The 15,664-nt window shown below is 40.7% G+C and carries 15 protein-coding genes; 8 read left to right on the top strand and 7 right to left on the bottom strand.

All coding sequences use genetic code 11. The features are described 5' to 3' along the window. Positions 1-228: 228 nt before the first annotated feature. From ccmA to ccmE, 5 genes are read left to right on the top strand one after another with little or no spacing between them, the layout of a single operon-like run. Complete coding sequence (gene ccmA, locus H4J61_RS04650; protein ID WP_182184061.1) at positions 229-900, top strand: cytochrome c biogenesis heme-transporting ATPase CcmA; 672 nt, start codon at positions 229-231, stop codon at positions 898-900. Between the two features lie 11 nt (positions 901-911). Then, a complete protein-coding gene (ccmB, locus tag H4J61_RS04645) occupies positions 912-1,595 on the top strand; it encodes a heme exporter protein CcmB (protein ID WP_182136430.1) in 684 nt (227 codons plus the stop codon). Between the two features lie 4 nt (positions 1,596-1,599). Beyond that, complete coding sequence (locus tag H4J61_RS04640; protein WP_182136563.1) at positions 1,600-2,355, top strand: heme ABC transporter permease; 756 nt, start codon at positions 1,600-1,602, stop codon at positions 2,353-2,355. Next, a complete protein-coding gene (ccmD, locus tag H4J61_RS04635; RefSeq protein WP_182184059.1) occupies positions 2,345-2,578 on the top strand; it encodes a heme exporter protein CcmD in 234 nt (77 codons plus the stop codon). The genes H4J61_RS04640 and ccmD overlap by 11 nt, the downstream gene beginning before the upstream one ends. An 11-nt stretch (positions 2,579-2,589) precedes the next feature. Then, positions 2,590-3,102 (top strand): cytochrome c maturation protein CcmE, encoded by a 513-nt coding sequence (gene ccmE / locus H4J61_RS04630; protein WP_182136432.1) that lies wholly within the window; start codon positions 2,590-2,592, stop codon positions 3,100-3,102. Positions 3,103-3,291: 189 nt separating this feature from the next. Here the strand turns inward: ccmE and H4J61_RS04625 are convergent, their stop codons facing one another. Then, on the bottom strand, positions 3,292-3,900 hold the full coding sequence (locus H4J61_RS04625; protein WP_182184056.1) for a TetR/AcrR family transcriptional regulator: 609 nt from the start codon (positions 3,898-3,900) through the stop codon (positions 3,292-3,294). 317 nt (positions 3,901-4,217) lie between these two features. On the opposite strand from H4J61_RS04625, the gene H4J61_RS04620 reads away from it, so the two are divergent. Both H4J61_RS04620 and H4J61_RS04615 read left to right on the top strand, forming a co-directional pair. Next, positions 4,218-5,396, top strand: coding sequence for an efflux RND transporter periplasmic adaptor subunit (locus H4J61_RS04620; RefSeq protein ID WP_182184054.1), 1,179 nt, complete (start codon positions 4,218-4,220; stop codon positions 5,394-5,396). Next, positions 5,393-8,482 carry an efflux RND transporter permease subunit gene (locus tag H4J61_RS04615; protein ID WP_182184051.1) on the top strand — a complete coding sequence of 1,030 codons (3,090 nt, stop codon included), beginning with the start codon at positions 5,393-5,395 and terminating at the stop codon, positions 8,480-8,482. Before H4J61_RS04620 ends, H4J61_RS04615 begins: the two co-directional genes overlap by 4 nt. Before the next feature lie 114 nt (positions 8,483-8,596). Here the strand turns inward: H4J61_RS04615 and H4J61_RS04610 are convergent, their stop codons facing one another. The 6 genes from H4J61_RS04610 to H4J61_RS04585 all read right to left on the bottom strand — a co-directional run bounded on the left by H4J61_RS04610 (position 8,597) and on the right by H4J61_RS04585 (position 14,379). Beyond that, on the bottom strand, positions 8,597-8,752 hold the full coding sequence (locus tag H4J61_RS04610) for a hypothetical protein (protein WP_182136436.1): 156 nt from the start codon (positions 8,750-8,752) through the stop codon (positions 8,597-8,599). Between the two features lie 95 nt (positions 8,753-8,847). Beyond that, positions 8,848-9,198: a ribonuclease E inhibitor RraB gene (rraB, locus tag H4J61_RS04605; protein WP_182136437.1), complete on the bottom strand. Its 351-nt coding sequence runs from the start codon at positions 9,196-9,198 to the stop codon at positions 8,848-8,850. Then, positions 9,198-9,971, bottom strand: coding sequence for a 1-acylglycerol-3-phosphate O-acyltransferase (locus tag H4J61_RS04600; protein WP_182136438.1), 774 nt, complete (start codon positions 9,969-9,971; stop codon positions 9,198-9,200). The genes rraB and H4J61_RS04600 overlap by 1 nt, the downstream gene beginning before the upstream one ends. Before the next feature lie 153 nt (positions 9,972-10,124). After that, a complete protein-coding gene (locus H4J61_RS04595; protein WP_182184049.1) occupies positions 10,125-10,880 on the bottom strand; it encodes a VacJ family lipoprotein in 756 nt (251 codons plus the stop codon). Beyond that, on the bottom strand, positions 10,880-12,175 hold the full coding sequence (locus H4J61_RS04590; RefSeq protein WP_182184047.1) for an alpha/beta hydrolase: 1,296 nt from the start codon (positions 12,173-12,175) through the stop codon (positions 10,880-10,882). Before H4J61_RS04590 ends, H4J61_RS04595 begins: the two co-directional genes overlap by 1 nt. A gap of 425 nt (positions 12,176-12,600) precedes the next feature. Then, a complete protein-coding gene (locus H4J61_RS04585) occupies positions 12,601-14,379 on the bottom strand; it encodes an acyl-CoA dehydrogenase C-terminal domain-containing protein (protein WP_182184044.1) in 1,779 nt (592 codons plus the stop codon). Positions 14,380-14,743: 364 nt separating this feature from the next. Here H4J61_RS04585 and H4J61_RS04580 point away from each other — a divergent pair, with 364 nt between their 5' ends. Beyond that, positions 14,744-15,655 (top strand): hypothetical protein, encoded by a 912-nt coding sequence (locus tag H4J61_RS04580; protein ID WP_182136442.1) that lies wholly within the window; start codon positions 14,744-14,746, stop codon positions 15,653-15,655. The last annotated feature ends 9 nt before the right edge of the window (positions 15,656-15,664 follow it).

The following is a 15,664-nucleotide window of genomic DNA, read 5'->3' as shown; positions in this document are numbered from 1 at the left end:
CTTATTAAAAATTAAATAGCCTTATTAACAAAGCGGTGCGGAAAAACTGTTACTCAGCTTTATTGAACGATATAGTAGCCTGCAATGTGTTTGCAGCAATTATAATAAAACCTGAAACACGCATTACAACCTAATGACATAAATCAAAAGCTAGTCGGTTAATTAGGTTATTATCATCTCAATAGTGCCATGACCCCATGCCTACACGTAACAATTAAGTGAAAAAGTTTGTCCAGATTACACAGCGAAAACACAGTATTTACGCCGAACACCAATAGCTTACTAAGTGCTAGTAAATTAGCTTGTATACGTGGCGACCGCCTGTTGTTTGAAACGCTTGATATTAACATTACCGCAGGCGATATTGTGCAAGTTGAAGGGCCAAATGGTGCTGGAAAAACCAGTTTGTTGCGTATTCTTTCTGGGCTTTCTCAACCCTATGAAGGTACGGTTTATTTTCAAGATGAAAGTATTACGCAACACCGTGAAGCATTCCATCAAGATTTACTTTATTTAGGTCACTTACCCGGTGTTAAAGACGAGATGACCGCACAAGAAAATCTCGAGTTTAATCTGGCTTTACATGGCCTAAATACTGAAACAGCCGAGGCGACATTAGCAGAAGTTAACTTACTTGGCTTTGAGGATGCGCTAGCTGCTCACTTAAGTGCAGGACAGCACCGTCGAATATCTTTAGCTCGCTTATGGCAAAGCCAAGCTAAAATTTGGATTTTAGATGAACCCTTCACCGCTATTGATAAGTTAGGCGTGGAAAAATTAGAACAATTATTTTTACAACATGCTGACAACGGTGGCTGTGTGATATTAACCACTCATCAAGATCTCTCTTTACCCGCAGAGCGAGTAAAGAAAGTCACTTTAGCTTATCGTTTTTATTAGGGTCATCATTTATGACACAAGTTTCTTACCGCGCGGCCTTTGGCTTAATTGTTAAAAGAGATCTGATGATCGCTTTTCGTCATCGCGACGACATTATTAATCCTTTATTGTTCTTTGTTATTGTCGTCACGCTATTTCCGTTAGGCGTTGGCCCAGAAAGTACAACGTTATCACGCATTGCCCCAGGCATTATTTGGGTTGCGGCTTTACTCGCCACTTTGCTATCACTGGACAGATTATTTAAGTCTGATTACGCAGACGGCTCACTAGAACAAATGCTATTAAGTCCGCAGCCAATATTTATATTAGTGCTGGCTAAAATTGTTGCACATTGGTTGCTTACTGGCTTACCATTAATACTTATTGCGCCACTGCTCGCGGTATTACTGCATTTAAATGAGCACAGTTATGGTGCGCTCATGCTAACACTATTGCTGGGCACGCCGGTATTGAGCTTGCTTGGCGCTATTGGCGTTGCTTTAACCGTTGGCATTAAAAAAGGTGGGGTATTACTCAGCTTGTTGGTACTGCCGCTGTACATTCCCGTACTTATTTTTGCCACTAGCGCAATCGATACTGCGGCAATGAACTTACCTTATAACGGACAACTTGCTATAATCGCGGCAATATTTTTTGCCTCGTTAACCTTGGCCCCATTTGCTGTAAGTGCAGCGCTGAAAGTGAGTACAAATTAATATGATGTGGAAGTGGCTTCACCCTTACGCAAATCCTGAGATTAGCTATCATTTTGCGGGTAAAATATTACCTTGGTGCGCGCGCCTAGCCTTTGTTTTTTTAGCTATTGGTATTACTTGGGCCTTACTATTTGCCCCTGCTGATTATCAACAAGGTGATACCTTTAGAATTTTCTATTTACATGTACCTGCGGCGATGTTGTCTATGGGTATATACTTAGGCATGGCCATTGCGGCGTTATCTAGCTTAGTGTGGCAATTAAGACTTGCTGATGCCACAGCGGCTGCCATGGCACCTATCGGCGCGACTTTTACTTTTATCGCCCTCATTACCGGTGCGGCCTGGGGCAAGCCTATGTGGGGTACGTGGTGGATTTGGGATGCCCGACTGACATCTGAGCTGATATTATTATTTTTATACTTGGGCGTTATTGCTTTACATAATGCTTTTGAAGATAAAAATTTAGCAGGCAAAGCAGCCGGTATTCTTGCCTTAGTGGGAGTGATTAATTTACCGATTATTAAATATTCTGTCGAGTGGTGGAACACCCTGCATCAAGGGGCAACCGTGAGTAAGCTAGGCCAACCTTCGATGACTGCAGATATGTTTTGGCCATTTTTGGTTTGTTTTATTGGTTTTGCTTTTTTAGTCACAGCGTTAATCTGCTTACGTTTTCGCAGCGAAATACTCAATCGTAACAGTATGCGCCCTTGGGTACGTGAATTAGTGGCTACTGAGGAGAAAGCGCATGCAGTTTGATAGTTTCAGTGCTTTTATCGCTATGGGCGGCTATGGATTTTATGTCTGGTTATCCTATGGCGTTAGTATGTTGGCTTTAGCCTTATTAGTGTTTTCGAGTATCACGGATCATAAAAAAATTAAGCAACAAATAGCCCAGCGTCAAAAACGCGAAGCAAAATTACGTCAAGCGGCCGAGCTACAAAACACACAACCCCGTGCTGACATCAGTCATAAAACTTAAGAGGTAACCGTATGAATCCCCGTCGTAAGAAGCGATTAACGATAGTCACGTCAATAATCATCGGCTTAGGCGTTGTTGCCGGGCTTGTTTTGTACGCGTTAAGTCAAAATATTGATTTATTCTATAAACCTTCTGAAATATATAATGGCAAACAAGATACCGGTCTTAAAGCCATTAACGGCCAACGCTTACGTATTGGTGGTTTAGTGGTGCCAGGCAGTGTGCATCGTAATAGCGAAAGCTTAAAAGTAAGCTTTAAACTCGCTGATATGAGAATGCCGATTAGCTTCTCTGAGACTGATCCAACCGTTACGGTAAGCTATGACGGTATTTTGCCTGACTTGTTTCGTGAAGGACAAGGTATTGTCGCTAATGGTATTTTAGTCAATGGTAATGTCATTGAAGCGAGCGAAGTATTAGCAAAGCATGATGAAAATTATATGCCTAGAGAGCTGCTTGACGATGCGACTGAAAAGCCGGTTAACTCCAGTTATAGCAAGAATCTGTTAGAAACAACTTACTAGCCCAAACAAACGCAGAACGACAAAGAAAGCGAACTCACTCTAGGTTCGCTTTCTTTTTTGATAAACACTATTATTTTCACCTACTTACTTTCACTACTGGCTTTCCCGACTTACTTTCGCTACTGACTTTGCCAGTACTATTAGCCATGTAAATACCTATACGATAAATTTAACAGTAGTCGTTAAAAACTAAAGCGAATAGCCCTTAGTGAACATGGCAATACTCGATGTTAAATAGCGATTAATTTCTGCTTCAGATAGTTGTTTTTTGGTATTAAATTCCACACGCATCCAACATTCTCCTTTCACCATATTTAAAAACTGTAGTGCCGCAAATTTAGGGGTTGGAATAGCTAATTGTTGCTTGCTGTCGAAATCGGCCATCAGTATTGCCACGTCATTAACAATACGTTCTGGACCTTCTTGATAAAATAGCTCTGACAACTGGGGGTATGATTTTGACTCATAAGCACAAATCTTATGAATGGCCAGTGCTTCCTTTGAGGTCAGCATAGCCAAAAAACGCTTCGCCAAAACAAATAAAATTTCTGCCGGCTCATTGGCGGTATCTAGGCCAATTTCAGTCATATGATATGAATCACACTTTTGCTTTATTGACGCGGCAAACAATTCATCTTTATTACCAAAATGGCTATAGACAGTTTGTTTTGAAACCCCAGCATCTTGGGCAATTTCAGCCATACTAGTTGAGCTATAGCCTTGCTCAGTAAACAGCATAGTCGCAGCATCAAGAATTTGTTTTCTTTTACTTTCACTTTTACTTCGAATATTTGCCATACACCCCTATCACCCATATTAACTTTATACGTTAACTTTATACATTCACTTTATACATTTACTTTATACTTAGCTCACTAGCTCACGACTCAGTAATGAAAATTACATAAAACGCCTACAGTTCGATTCACTATTATAACAGTTCCATTAAACTTGTGATCTTGTTATGCGCAGGCCCTCTCAAGATATTGGTTTCAGTGGCGGTTAAAAACTATTGTGATATCACATAACATACCTCAAATTAGACTAGACAGTCTAGTTTGACTAAACTAGACTGTTCGGTCTAGTTTATATGTTATACGTTTAAGGTGCATTCCGTGTTAATAGATCAGCGTACTACAAGGTTTTTTCGCGTTTATGGCTTAGTTCTTTCCTTCGCCTTACTCAGTGCTTGCTCTGAGCCTACTCAAGAACCTAGTCAAAAAACTAAGCCAACAACGACACAAGCAAACAAACAAAGTGCTAATTACCACCAAAGCGCCGACATTCGCACCATATCACCCAGTATGTCTTACAACATTGAACGCGCCTATATTGGCAAAGTGGTCAGTAAACAGCTCACGTCATTAAGTTTTGAATATGCCGGTAAGGTTGCTAAAGTTTATGTTGATAGTGGAGACCTTGTTAGTAAAGGCCAATTATTGGCAGAATTTGATACTGAACTCCTCACCATTCAACGCCAAGCAATAGTGGCCACCATTGAGCAATTTCGTGCACGGGCCGAACTCAATCGTCTAAATTTATCTCGTATCAATAATTTAAGGACTAAAGGTTATAGTTCTAAACAAGCAGTAGATGAGCTTGAAGCTGAAAAAACAATCATCAATGCTGATATTTCCCGTCAACAAGCAAATATAGCCAGTATTGAATATCAAATATCACACGCGAAACTCCATGCTCCTTTCGCGGCAGTGATCAGCAGCCGTACCGTAGCCGAAGGAGAAAACTTCAGCCCCAATCAAAACGCATTTAACCTGATCCAACAGGCTGCTCACGAAGTATCTGTTGGCGTACCTGTTAAAGTAGCAAGCCAATTGGTGGTAGGGCAAACGCTCTCTGTTACCTTAAATAAACAAACGCTCTCCGGACAAATATTAGCTATTGGTAAACAGGTGCATCAGGTTAGCCGCACCATTGAACTGCGCCTTGGCCTTAAGCAAACATTAACTTTTTATAATGGCCAGTTAGCACAAGTCAATATTGAACAAGGTGTTGAACAAGCCGGTTTCTGGCTACCTTTGTCGGCTTTAACTGACGGTATTCGTGGCCAATGGAATGTTTATCAGGTCACGGCAACCGCCCATGATTTATTGACCATAACAGCGACTACGGTTGAGGTAAAATACGCCACACTAGATGCCGCCTATATTACGGGTTTACCCTTAGTGACACACGAAGTCATTGCTAGTGGTGTGCATCGCTATGTGCCAAGACAAATAGTGAAACGGGCCAGCGAAGCTATCAAGCGAGTGGCTAGCACAGGGCAAATTTTATGATACGTTCATTTGTCAAAAATGGTCGTTTAATGTCCTTGATGATCACGCTTTTATTGGTGGCGGGTTTAGGGGCGTTAAGCAATTTACCCCGTACCGAAGATCCAAGAATAACCAATAGAATCGCTAGCGTTATTACGCAATTACCGGGTGCTAGTGCTGAGCGAGTTGAAGTACTGATCAGCGAGAAAATAGAACAAAGCCTTAGAAAACTACCAGAAATAAACCTACTCACGTCAAATTCTCGTGCGGGTATTTCAATTGTCCAAGTGCAATTACAAGATGAAATTACCGATCCCAAGCCAATATGGTCACGGGTTAGAGATTTACTGAACGATCTCAGCCCAAGTTTGCCAAACGGCACACTAACGCCGGTACTAGAAGACGACAGAGGTTATGCTTACACGCAAATAATTGCCCTAAATTGGCAAGGCAGCGAGACACCCAACATTGCTATTTTAGGTCGCTATGCTAATGAATTACAAAATCAGCTAAAACTGGTTCATGGTACAGATTTAGTCACTATATTCGGCCAAGGCTCAGAGGAAGTACTGGTCGAGGTGGACCCCGTTATTAGCAGCCAATTAAACCTTTCAATCAATGATATTTCAGAAAAAATTCTTAATGCTGATGCTAAAGTATCGGCAGGAAAACTCACCAACGCATTCAATCAAATGCAAATAGAGTTGGTTGGTGCATTACAGGACACCGACCGAATTAGTAACATCTCAATAAAAGCTGATGATAATGGCAACTTAGTACGCTTGGGAGACATTGCTGATATTCGAAAAACAGTCAATTACCCGCCAACCGAAATAGCCATGGTCAACAATCAACAAGCGGTAGTTGTTGCTACCCGCATGTTGCCAAACTTGCGTATCGACCAATGGAGTGCATCGGTGCAAAAAGCGTTAACCTCATTTACACAAACGCTACCTAATAATGTCACTTTGGAGGTGATATTCGATCAAAGCAGCTATACCGAAGCGCGTTTAAGCGACTTAGTCGGCAATATCGCACTAGGATTTGCCATTATTGCCGCAGTATTACTGATTACCTTAGGCTGGCAAGCCGCTTTGATTGTCACCTTATCGCTGCCATTAACCGTGTTGTTTACCTTATCCGTGATGAATTTTTATGGCCTCCCCATACATCAGATGTCGGTAACGGGTTTAGTGGTTGCTTTGGGAATTATGGTGGACAATGCCATTGTGATGGCTGATACCGTAAAAACCAATATCGAAAAGGGCCAACGTAGACTTGACGCGATAGCCAATGCGGTCAATCACTTATGGTTACCTTTGCTGGGTTCAACATTAACCACCATTTTAGCCTTTATGCCGATTGTGCTTATGCCAGGGCCTGCCGGTGAGTTTGTTGGCGGTATTGCGCTTAGTGTTATATTTTCTTTAGTCGGCTCTTATATTATATCTCACACCATTGTTGCTGGCTTATCAGCTCGTTTTATTAGCCGACACAGGCATAAAAATTCGACTCGTTGGTATCAAAGTGGGATTAGTTTACCGGCGCTAAATCGTGGCTTTGTGCGCTTGCTTAACTGGTCACTACTACACAGAAAACTGGTGATCACCTTGGTAGTTTGTTTGCCTTTATTAGGTTTTATTGCCGCTAAACAGCTGCAAGAGCAATTTTTCCCCTCCTCAGATCGTGACATGTTTCAGGTTGAACTTTTTTTACCCGCACAAAGCAGCATAATCAATACTGAGCGGGTTAGTAAAGTACTTACCAACTACCTTGAAGCACTCGATGGCATTGAATCGGTGCGCTGGTTTATCGGTAAAAATGCGCCTTCTTTTTACTATAATTTAATGCCAACCAAAGATGGTGCGCAGTATTATGGCCAAGGTATGGTAACCGCAACAAATTTTTCGGCAGCGAATCGTTTAATTCCCCAAATTCAACAAACACTTGATGATATGTTGCCTGAAGCGCAAATATTAGTCAGAAAACTTGAACAAGGCCCGCCCTTTAACGCACCGGTAGAATTGCGTATTTTTGGCCCAAATCTTGATCGTTTAAAAACAATTGGTGATGATATTCGCGCTTTTATGTCAGCAACCCAAGACATTACCCATAGCCGTTCAACACTACAACCTGGCACGCCAAAAGTTTGGGTTAATATTGACGAAGCAAAAGCTAACTTAGCTGGCTTGTCGTTAGTACAGGTCGCCAAGCAACTTAATACCACACTGTCAGGTCAAACCAACGGCTCGGTTATTGAGGCAACAGAATCAATTCCTGTCAGGGTTAGAATTGGTAACGAACAACGAGATGACTTAGCGGCATTAGCCAACATTAACATTATTAATCCCAGCTCAAAGCAGGCCATTGCCTTAACTGCCATCGCAGATTTAGAGATTAAACCCAGTCGCGGCGCCATTCCGCATCGCAATGGCGTACGAGTGAATGTTATTGAGGGCTATATTCGCGCAGACGTTTTACCGTCTATCGTACTTAACCGAATTAAAGAAAGTATGGCTAAGGCTGACTACCAATTACCTAATGGTTATCAAATAGAATTCGGCGGTGAATCGGCAGAGCGCAATAAAGCGGTGGGTAAACTCATGGCCAGTGTTGGCTTGATATTAACCCTGCTACTTACAGTTGTGGTGCTGTCGTTTAATTCTTTTAGACTCAGTGCGATTATATTTTTATCGGCATTTCAATCCATTGGCTTAGGCTTACTGAGCGTTTATATTTTTGATTATCCCTTTGGCTTTACCGTCATCATTGCTTTATTAGGGTTAATGGGGCTGGCTATTAATGCGGCTATTGTGATCATAGCTGAATTAAAAATGGATGAGCAAGCGATACAAGGTGACCGTGCAGCTATTATTCGCTGCGTACAAAGTTGCGCCCGTCATATTAGTTCAACGACCATAACTACTGTTGGTGGCTTTCTGCCTTTAATTCTTGCAGGTGGTGGCTTCTGGCCACCTTTTGCTGTCGCGGTTGCCGGTGGTACGGTGTTAACCACACTGTTATCCTTTATCTTTGTCCCGGCAGCGTTTTCACTATTAAGTCAACGTAATGCCTTTGAATTAACAAAACAACCGGTATTAGCTTAATGCGCTTTGATAAAATTCACTTTACAAAATGGCTAGCGTTATCGTTAATAAAGCCTTATTGGCCATAAATATCAGTGATAAAAAAACGCAAAGTGTCACACTTTGCGTTTTTTATTAATCAGGATTAAAGCCGTTTTTAATATTCTCTATGCGCTCTTGATGCCGATGATGCGCCTTGCGTGTGGCAACTACAAACACAGCAACAATCGCTACAATTGCAATTAATAGCGCTAAAATTTCAGGTCGTAATAAAGTATTTAACCATTCCATTGGATAACCTTTTTATCGTGAGTTACTTATTTCTACTTGTAGCTCGTTCCTTGTTGATCCTTCCCTGCTGATCCTTCCTGCTGATAGTTACTGGCTTATTCTTCGAAGTAGGTACCCCAGCCATCATAATCTACGTTACATTTTTTTGCTAATTCGAACATCGTTTTTGTTTCATCAAAAATAATATCAAAATCTAAAGCTTGTTCGGTCACAATATCGAAAGCAAAGACTTTATCTCCGTTTTCTAATTCGGCCTCTTCTGGCTCTTCAATTTCAAAGCCGCTTTTAAATGCTGTAATCGCCGCTTTTTCTAGAATATCAAAGTCTCCACTAGAAAAATGATGTTCAATTGTATGGTGAACTTCTTCATTTGTGCCATCTTCAACTAGTGTAGCGATCAATTGCTCGGTATGTTCTTGCCATTGTTGCAATGCTTCATCAATCATTATTTTATCTCACTTGTTTGCTTATCTGGCGAATTTTGGTCATCTACTTGTGGTAGCTGACGGTCTGTTTCAATATTCAATTGTTCAATTTTCGCTAGCATGTCACTGCGGGTTTTATTGGTTATGTTGCGAATTTTATCTTTATCTTCGCTAGATAAATATACCGGTGGTAAAAATTCGATAATCATTTTACCGTTATCCCAACGATTTAAGTCTATGGTTTTATGAGTGTTGCTTGCACAAACAGGAATGATAGGTACATTAGCTTTTGCCGCCGTGCGAAATGCGCCTGATTTAAAAGGTAATAAACCACGGCCATAACTGCGTGTGCCTTCTGGAAATAACCAAACAGACAGCTTTTTTTCACGAATTTTTCTAGCGGTAGTATCGATAGTATTCATGGCTTTATTTTTATTTTTTCTATCAATTAAAATATTACCCGTTAGCCAATACATTTGACCAAAAAAGGGGATCCATTTTAAACTTTTTTTGCCAACACTAACCGTTGCGGGTTGAACAGCATTACTGACGGTGAAAATATCATAGCTATTTTGATGATTACAAATATAGACAACAGGGCCCATATTTTTTGTCGACTCTGGTATTCTAACCTCAACCTCTAAACCTAAAATTTTTGCAACTTTGCCAAGATAATTAGCTGTATGATGAACATTGTCGCGATGAAATGGCCTAATCAAACAGAATAAAATTGAACAAATACAGATGATAACTAAAGAAAAAGTCATCAATATGACACGAATAACTGCTAACAAAAGACATTCCTATAAAATTTACCAGGCGTGATTATACCTGTAATTAATAAAATAGCTAAACCTACCATTAATTGTTATCGCTAAGCTACATTAAGATACCTAACACTGGGCAGATTCAGCTGACTTTGGTCACTGCAGTTTATGTAAACTGGTTTAACGAGCCACTTGAATTTCACGATACTTCTTATAAAGTAATTTAAAGTAGTCATATTCAAATGCTGAACCCGAGCCGTAGTAGCGAAAAGGTAATCTGGCTCTAGCATCAATACTGTTCAGTAATGAAAGATAAAGTTCCTCTTCAGATTTCATCCCCAGCTCATCCATCACTTGTTGATCTGCTAAACCATCAAAAACAAGACCGGTGGCATCACGCAGTGACGAGGGGCCCAACAGAGGTAAAACGAGATATGGTCCGGCCTTAACGCCCCAAAATCCTAGTGTTTGACCAAAGTCTTCATCTTGCGCGGCTAAGCCCATAGGTGTTGCAACGTCGATTAACCCTGCTAAACCTAAGCTGGTATTAACAGCAAAACGACCTAATGTTTCGCCCGCCACTGATAATTTAAACTGCAATAACGAATTGATAAACGTTGATATTTCAGCCATATTATTGAAAAAATTACTCAGCCCAGTTTCAACAACATCAGGGGTGATTTTCTTATAGCCCGTCACTATGGGTAATAAAACGTATTCATCGGCTTTAGCATTAAAATAATACATACGACGATTAAACCCCTCCCAAGGGTCGGAATAAGCACTCATCACACCAAGTTCTGCCAGATTATCTGGTATCGCAATGATCGGTGTTATGGCCGTACTCTCTAATTTTGGCTGTGAGGAGCAGGCTAACAATAAAAAACACAGGGCGATAGCGAATAACTTAGAACACTTATTGGCAAGCATTGACATTAATTTAGCCCTCCTTGGAACGTGGTCTGTAGGTGCTCAACAAAACTGAGTCTATCTAGGTTGCCACAGTGTCCACCACGAGGGAAAATTTTTGCCCTATCGGTAAAAATGCTCTGTAAATACTCCACCTCACCCGCCTGTAAAATAATATCGTCTTGATTGGTGACCAAATAAATTTTATCAGATGCGGTTAAATAATCTTCAATGGCATGTAAGCTGTAACGTTCGATCAAATCGGCTTTGGTGATGCTGGCATCTTCGCGCTGGGCTCTGGGTAACATGGCACGGTCAAAATAATCACCAAAGGTGATATCACTGGCACGTTGCAGTGAATGCGTTAAACTCTCAAGCTTGCTTATCCTGTGGTTTTTATAGGTGATTGCGCCCGTGTTAAAACTAACATCGATGGCAAATATCATATCTGATGACGCTATTCTAAACGAGGCGCCAATTAACAGTTTTAATTCGGCTTCAGTTAAGGCAACATTTTTAAATAAACTGAATATTGAGCCTTGATCAAATTTTGAAGACCGTTGTGCTGAGTAAGCAATAGAAAAGCGGGAAAAAATATCATCAAACATAGCAACCGCCGCGGGTCGATTTTCACCTAGATCAAAATAATTATCTAAAATACTGACTGAGTTATATAAACTAACCGGTGGGTTAATCAGAAGCACTTTTTCAAAGTTAAACGCCTGTTTTTCTTCATCAAGTAGCGCTATGAATGCTGAGTGCGCGCCACCTAAGCTGTAACCCGTAAGAGAAAATGACAATGCCTCTACGGCGTCTTGAGCTTGAACTTGTGCCCAAACTAAATTCATCACCTGATATAAATATTCTGCGTCATGCGCTAAATCACCCGGCATATATTGGGTGTTAGGTGAGTTAACAATAAAATTAGCAAAGGTGGGCGATGACAATGAGATGACATGATAACCCTGTTGAAAAAAACTTTTTTGCAGGCTGAGCATTTTCACACTATCGTAGCTCGCTCCAGTACCGGCAATAATAAAAATCAAGGGTGCACTCGCCTCTTGCTTTATTAACGAGTATTTCATTTTTTTGTTAAACCAAAATACCTCAGAAATTTCATCTAACGGTTTAATCGTTATACTTTTATTAATAATGTCTAATGACTCTGGTAGGTCAGCAGCCGCTTCTTGGCAGTAGCCGGTAACGGTGGCTTGATAAGACGAATAGGCTAAATCGCATACCGGTTTACTCACAACAACTTCATCTTGTTTACTGCTACATGCTGCTAGCATTATGATGAGTAAAACACTAAAAATATGCACTGGTTTCTCCCTAATCCTGTGTGTTTAAAATTTGATATCTACCAAACACCTATAACTTACCCATGAACCTAGCCATGAACCTAGGCATAAACCTAGCCATGCCAATCAGTTTCTAAGTGCTTACTTAATATAATGAATGGGCTATGAAAGTCGAGCATTCGCTGTGAAGTGTCTTATCATTTTATCAGTGAACTCTTCAGTGATATTTTGTGCAGACTGATCAATAGTTAATTCACTCACTAAATGCTACTGAATATCTTACATGATAGATATCCCAAATAGCTATAAAGTCGCTTATTGTCTCACATTACTGATGCGGATTTGAACTACGGATGGTTGATCTAAGCCATTAAAAATTAAAAGCCAATTCAAGGTGATTGAATTGGCTTTTAAATTAGGTATTTAATGGCGATTAAAGCGGGTCTTTAAAAAAGCTCTTCAGCGATATCAAACATCGCACTTTGGCCAGACTTCGCTGAGGCGATCAACGACTGAGTACGGGGTAATAATCGGGCAAAGTAGTAACGAGCGGTACGGACTTTACTTTCATGGAAAGTTTTATCATCGCTAGCAGCCAGTGAAACTTCTGCCATTCTAGCCCAAACATAAGCCATCGCCGTATAACCAAATATGTGTAAATAGTCATTGGCCGCACAACCCAGTTCTTCTGGCGAAGTCTGTGCTGCGGTTAACAAGTATTGCGTTAATTCTTCAAGTTCATCTGTGGCCTTAGCCAAAGGTTGAGTAAACTCTTGCATAGCATCAACTTTATCCGCTTGCATATAGTCACGTACTTCTTCAAGAAAGACTGCCACAAATTTGCCTTTACTACCGGCCACTTTACGGGCTAACAAATCCATCGCTTGAATACCGTTAGTGCCTTCATAAATTTGTGCAATACGGGTATCTCGCACTAACTGCTCTTGTCCCCATTCTCTGACGTAACCATGACCACCGAAAACTTGTTGACCAGCAACGGTATTTTCAAAGCCAAGATCAGTAAAAAACGCTTTAGCAATCGGAGTCATTATAGCAACAAGTTGATCCGCTTTGACTTGCGCTTCACCCGAACCATAAGTCGCAATGTCTAATTGCATAGCCGTATAAGTTGATAAGGCACGTGAACCTTCATTTAACGCCTTCATGTTTAACAACATGCGACGAACATCACCATGTACTAATAACGAATCAGCTTGGGCATCAGGTGACTTAACACCAGATAAAGAACGCCCTTGAATTCTATCTTTGGCATATTCTAAAGCATTTTGATACGAGCGTTCTGCTGCACCTAAACCTTGGATACCTACACCAACTCGCTCAAAGTTCATCATAGTAAACATGCAAGCTAAGCCTTTATTGAGCTCACCAACTAAATAACCTTTAGCACCATCAAAATTCATCACACAAGTAGCTGAAGCATGAATACCCATTTTATGTTCGATAGAACCACAGCTGACATTGTTTTGTTCACCGATGGACTCATCATCATTAACATTGAATTTTGGTACCAAGAATAATGAAATTCCACGAGGTCCAGCGGGCGCATCAGGTAATTTAGCTAACACTAAATGGATAATATTCTCTGTCAGATCATGCTCACCGGCGGTAATAAATATTTTTGTCCCTGACACTAAATAACTGTCATCAGCTTGTGGTACCGCTTTCGTTCTGATCATGCCTAGATCAGTGCCGGCATGAGCTTCAGTTAAGCACATGCTTGCACACCAGTCGCCGGCATAAATACGGGTTAAATAGCGATTCTTTAATGCTTCACTACCATGTTTTGCTAACGACAAGCCAGCGCCAGCAGTTAAGCCTGGGTAAAGTGAAAATGAAATATCAGCCGAACATAACATTTCTTCATGAAATGCGGTCAACATTTTAGGCATGCCCATGCCGCCAAAGTCAGGGTCTCCGCCTAATGAGGTCCAGCCACCTTCAGCATAAGTTTTAAACGCTTCTTTATAGCCGGGTGCTGTCGTGACTTTACCCGCATCGAAACTAACCCCTACTTCATCGCCATTGCGCGACAATGGTGCTATTTCTTGCTCTGCAATTTTTGCACAACCTTCTAAAATTGCTTCGGCGGTATCTCGGTCAACCCGATCAGCTAATGCCGGTAATGACTGCCACAATTTATCAGCATTAAATACGTCATATAACAAAAAATTCATATCTTTTAAAGGTACTTGATAGTCAGCCATCACATTCTCCAAACAGGTAATTTAAACAATTAATTAAAACACTCGTTTGAATATATAGCAAAGACAGTAAAAGTAAAAGTAAAATGATAAATTCGTCGGTCATTAAAAATCAACCTCATAGCCTTTTCATTGCTTAGAACAACGACTTTATAGCCAGTAACAATGACTCAACACCAAGGGTTTTCTTAATAACTGCTTGTTATAATTATTAAATAAACAACAAAATAGTGGCTTATGTTAACCAGCAAAAATGCTCACAAAGTTAGTGAAATTGGTATAAGCTTGAGGCGTTAATATTTAGCGATAAAGGTGAGTGGTGAGATTATTTGGGGCAGTAGTTATTTTAATATTATGCTTTGCGACTATGACGTCGGCAAAGCAGCTTGATTTTAATAAAACAACAACCGATGGGCATGTACAATTTAACTACCAATGGCTAGACCAAGCTCAGCAACCACAAGCGTTAAGTTTTGCTATTGATAAAGTGGCTTTATTTGATCGCTTTAGAAACTTTAAAAGTTATAAAGCCAACCACGCTAGCAAATACGTTGATCAGCAAATGAGAAAACAACTGACACAACACCCTATCACTGATGTAAAAGTGACATTTTTAGGTCGTGGTAATAATTTACAAATGGAACTCAACAGTGAAAATAAAACAGCACTTGACCAAGCGTATCTAAGCATAGCGCAACTTGAACAAGACTTTATGAATGAGCATTTAACCCGTAACTATTATACTCAATTTGTTACTTATGATAACAGCTTAGCCATTAAGCCCGACCATGTTCGCTTCGCACAAGAGTCATTTACTGATCTATCCGTACTAAAAGGCCTTATTTTAGACCGTGTTGGTGAGGAAAGTGTCAGAAAGGTCAGTAATTATGTGCTCGGATTTATCCAAAGTATTCCTTATGCTACGTTAGAGTCGAGGGTCACATCAACCGGCGCGGGGTTTAATCCGCCGCTGCAAATACTGTGGCAAAACCAAGGTGATTGTGACAGTAAAGTAACCCTGACCGCTGCTATTTTTAGAGCGCTAATGCCACGTATAAAAATGCAGTTGGTTTTTATCGATAATCATGCCCTACTCGCGATAAATATCCCAAGCGAAGGCGATGAGCTCACCATCACTATCGATGGCCTAGACTACATTTTAGCTGAGCCCACTGGCCCAGCAATGATGCGCATTGGAGAATTATCAGCAAGTGCTGAGTTTGCCATACGCAATGGCCGCTATTATGCCGAAGCTTTTTTTGCCGACCCTAGCACTTAATATAAGCGC

Origin of the sequence: Colwellia sp. MB3u-4 (assembly GCF_014077065.1) — a bacterium.
Lineage (GTDB): Bacteria > Pseudomonadota > Gammaproteobacteria > Enterobacterales > Alteromonadaceae > Cognaticolwellia.
This window is presented reverse-complemented; position numbering and strand designations above follow the sequence as displayed.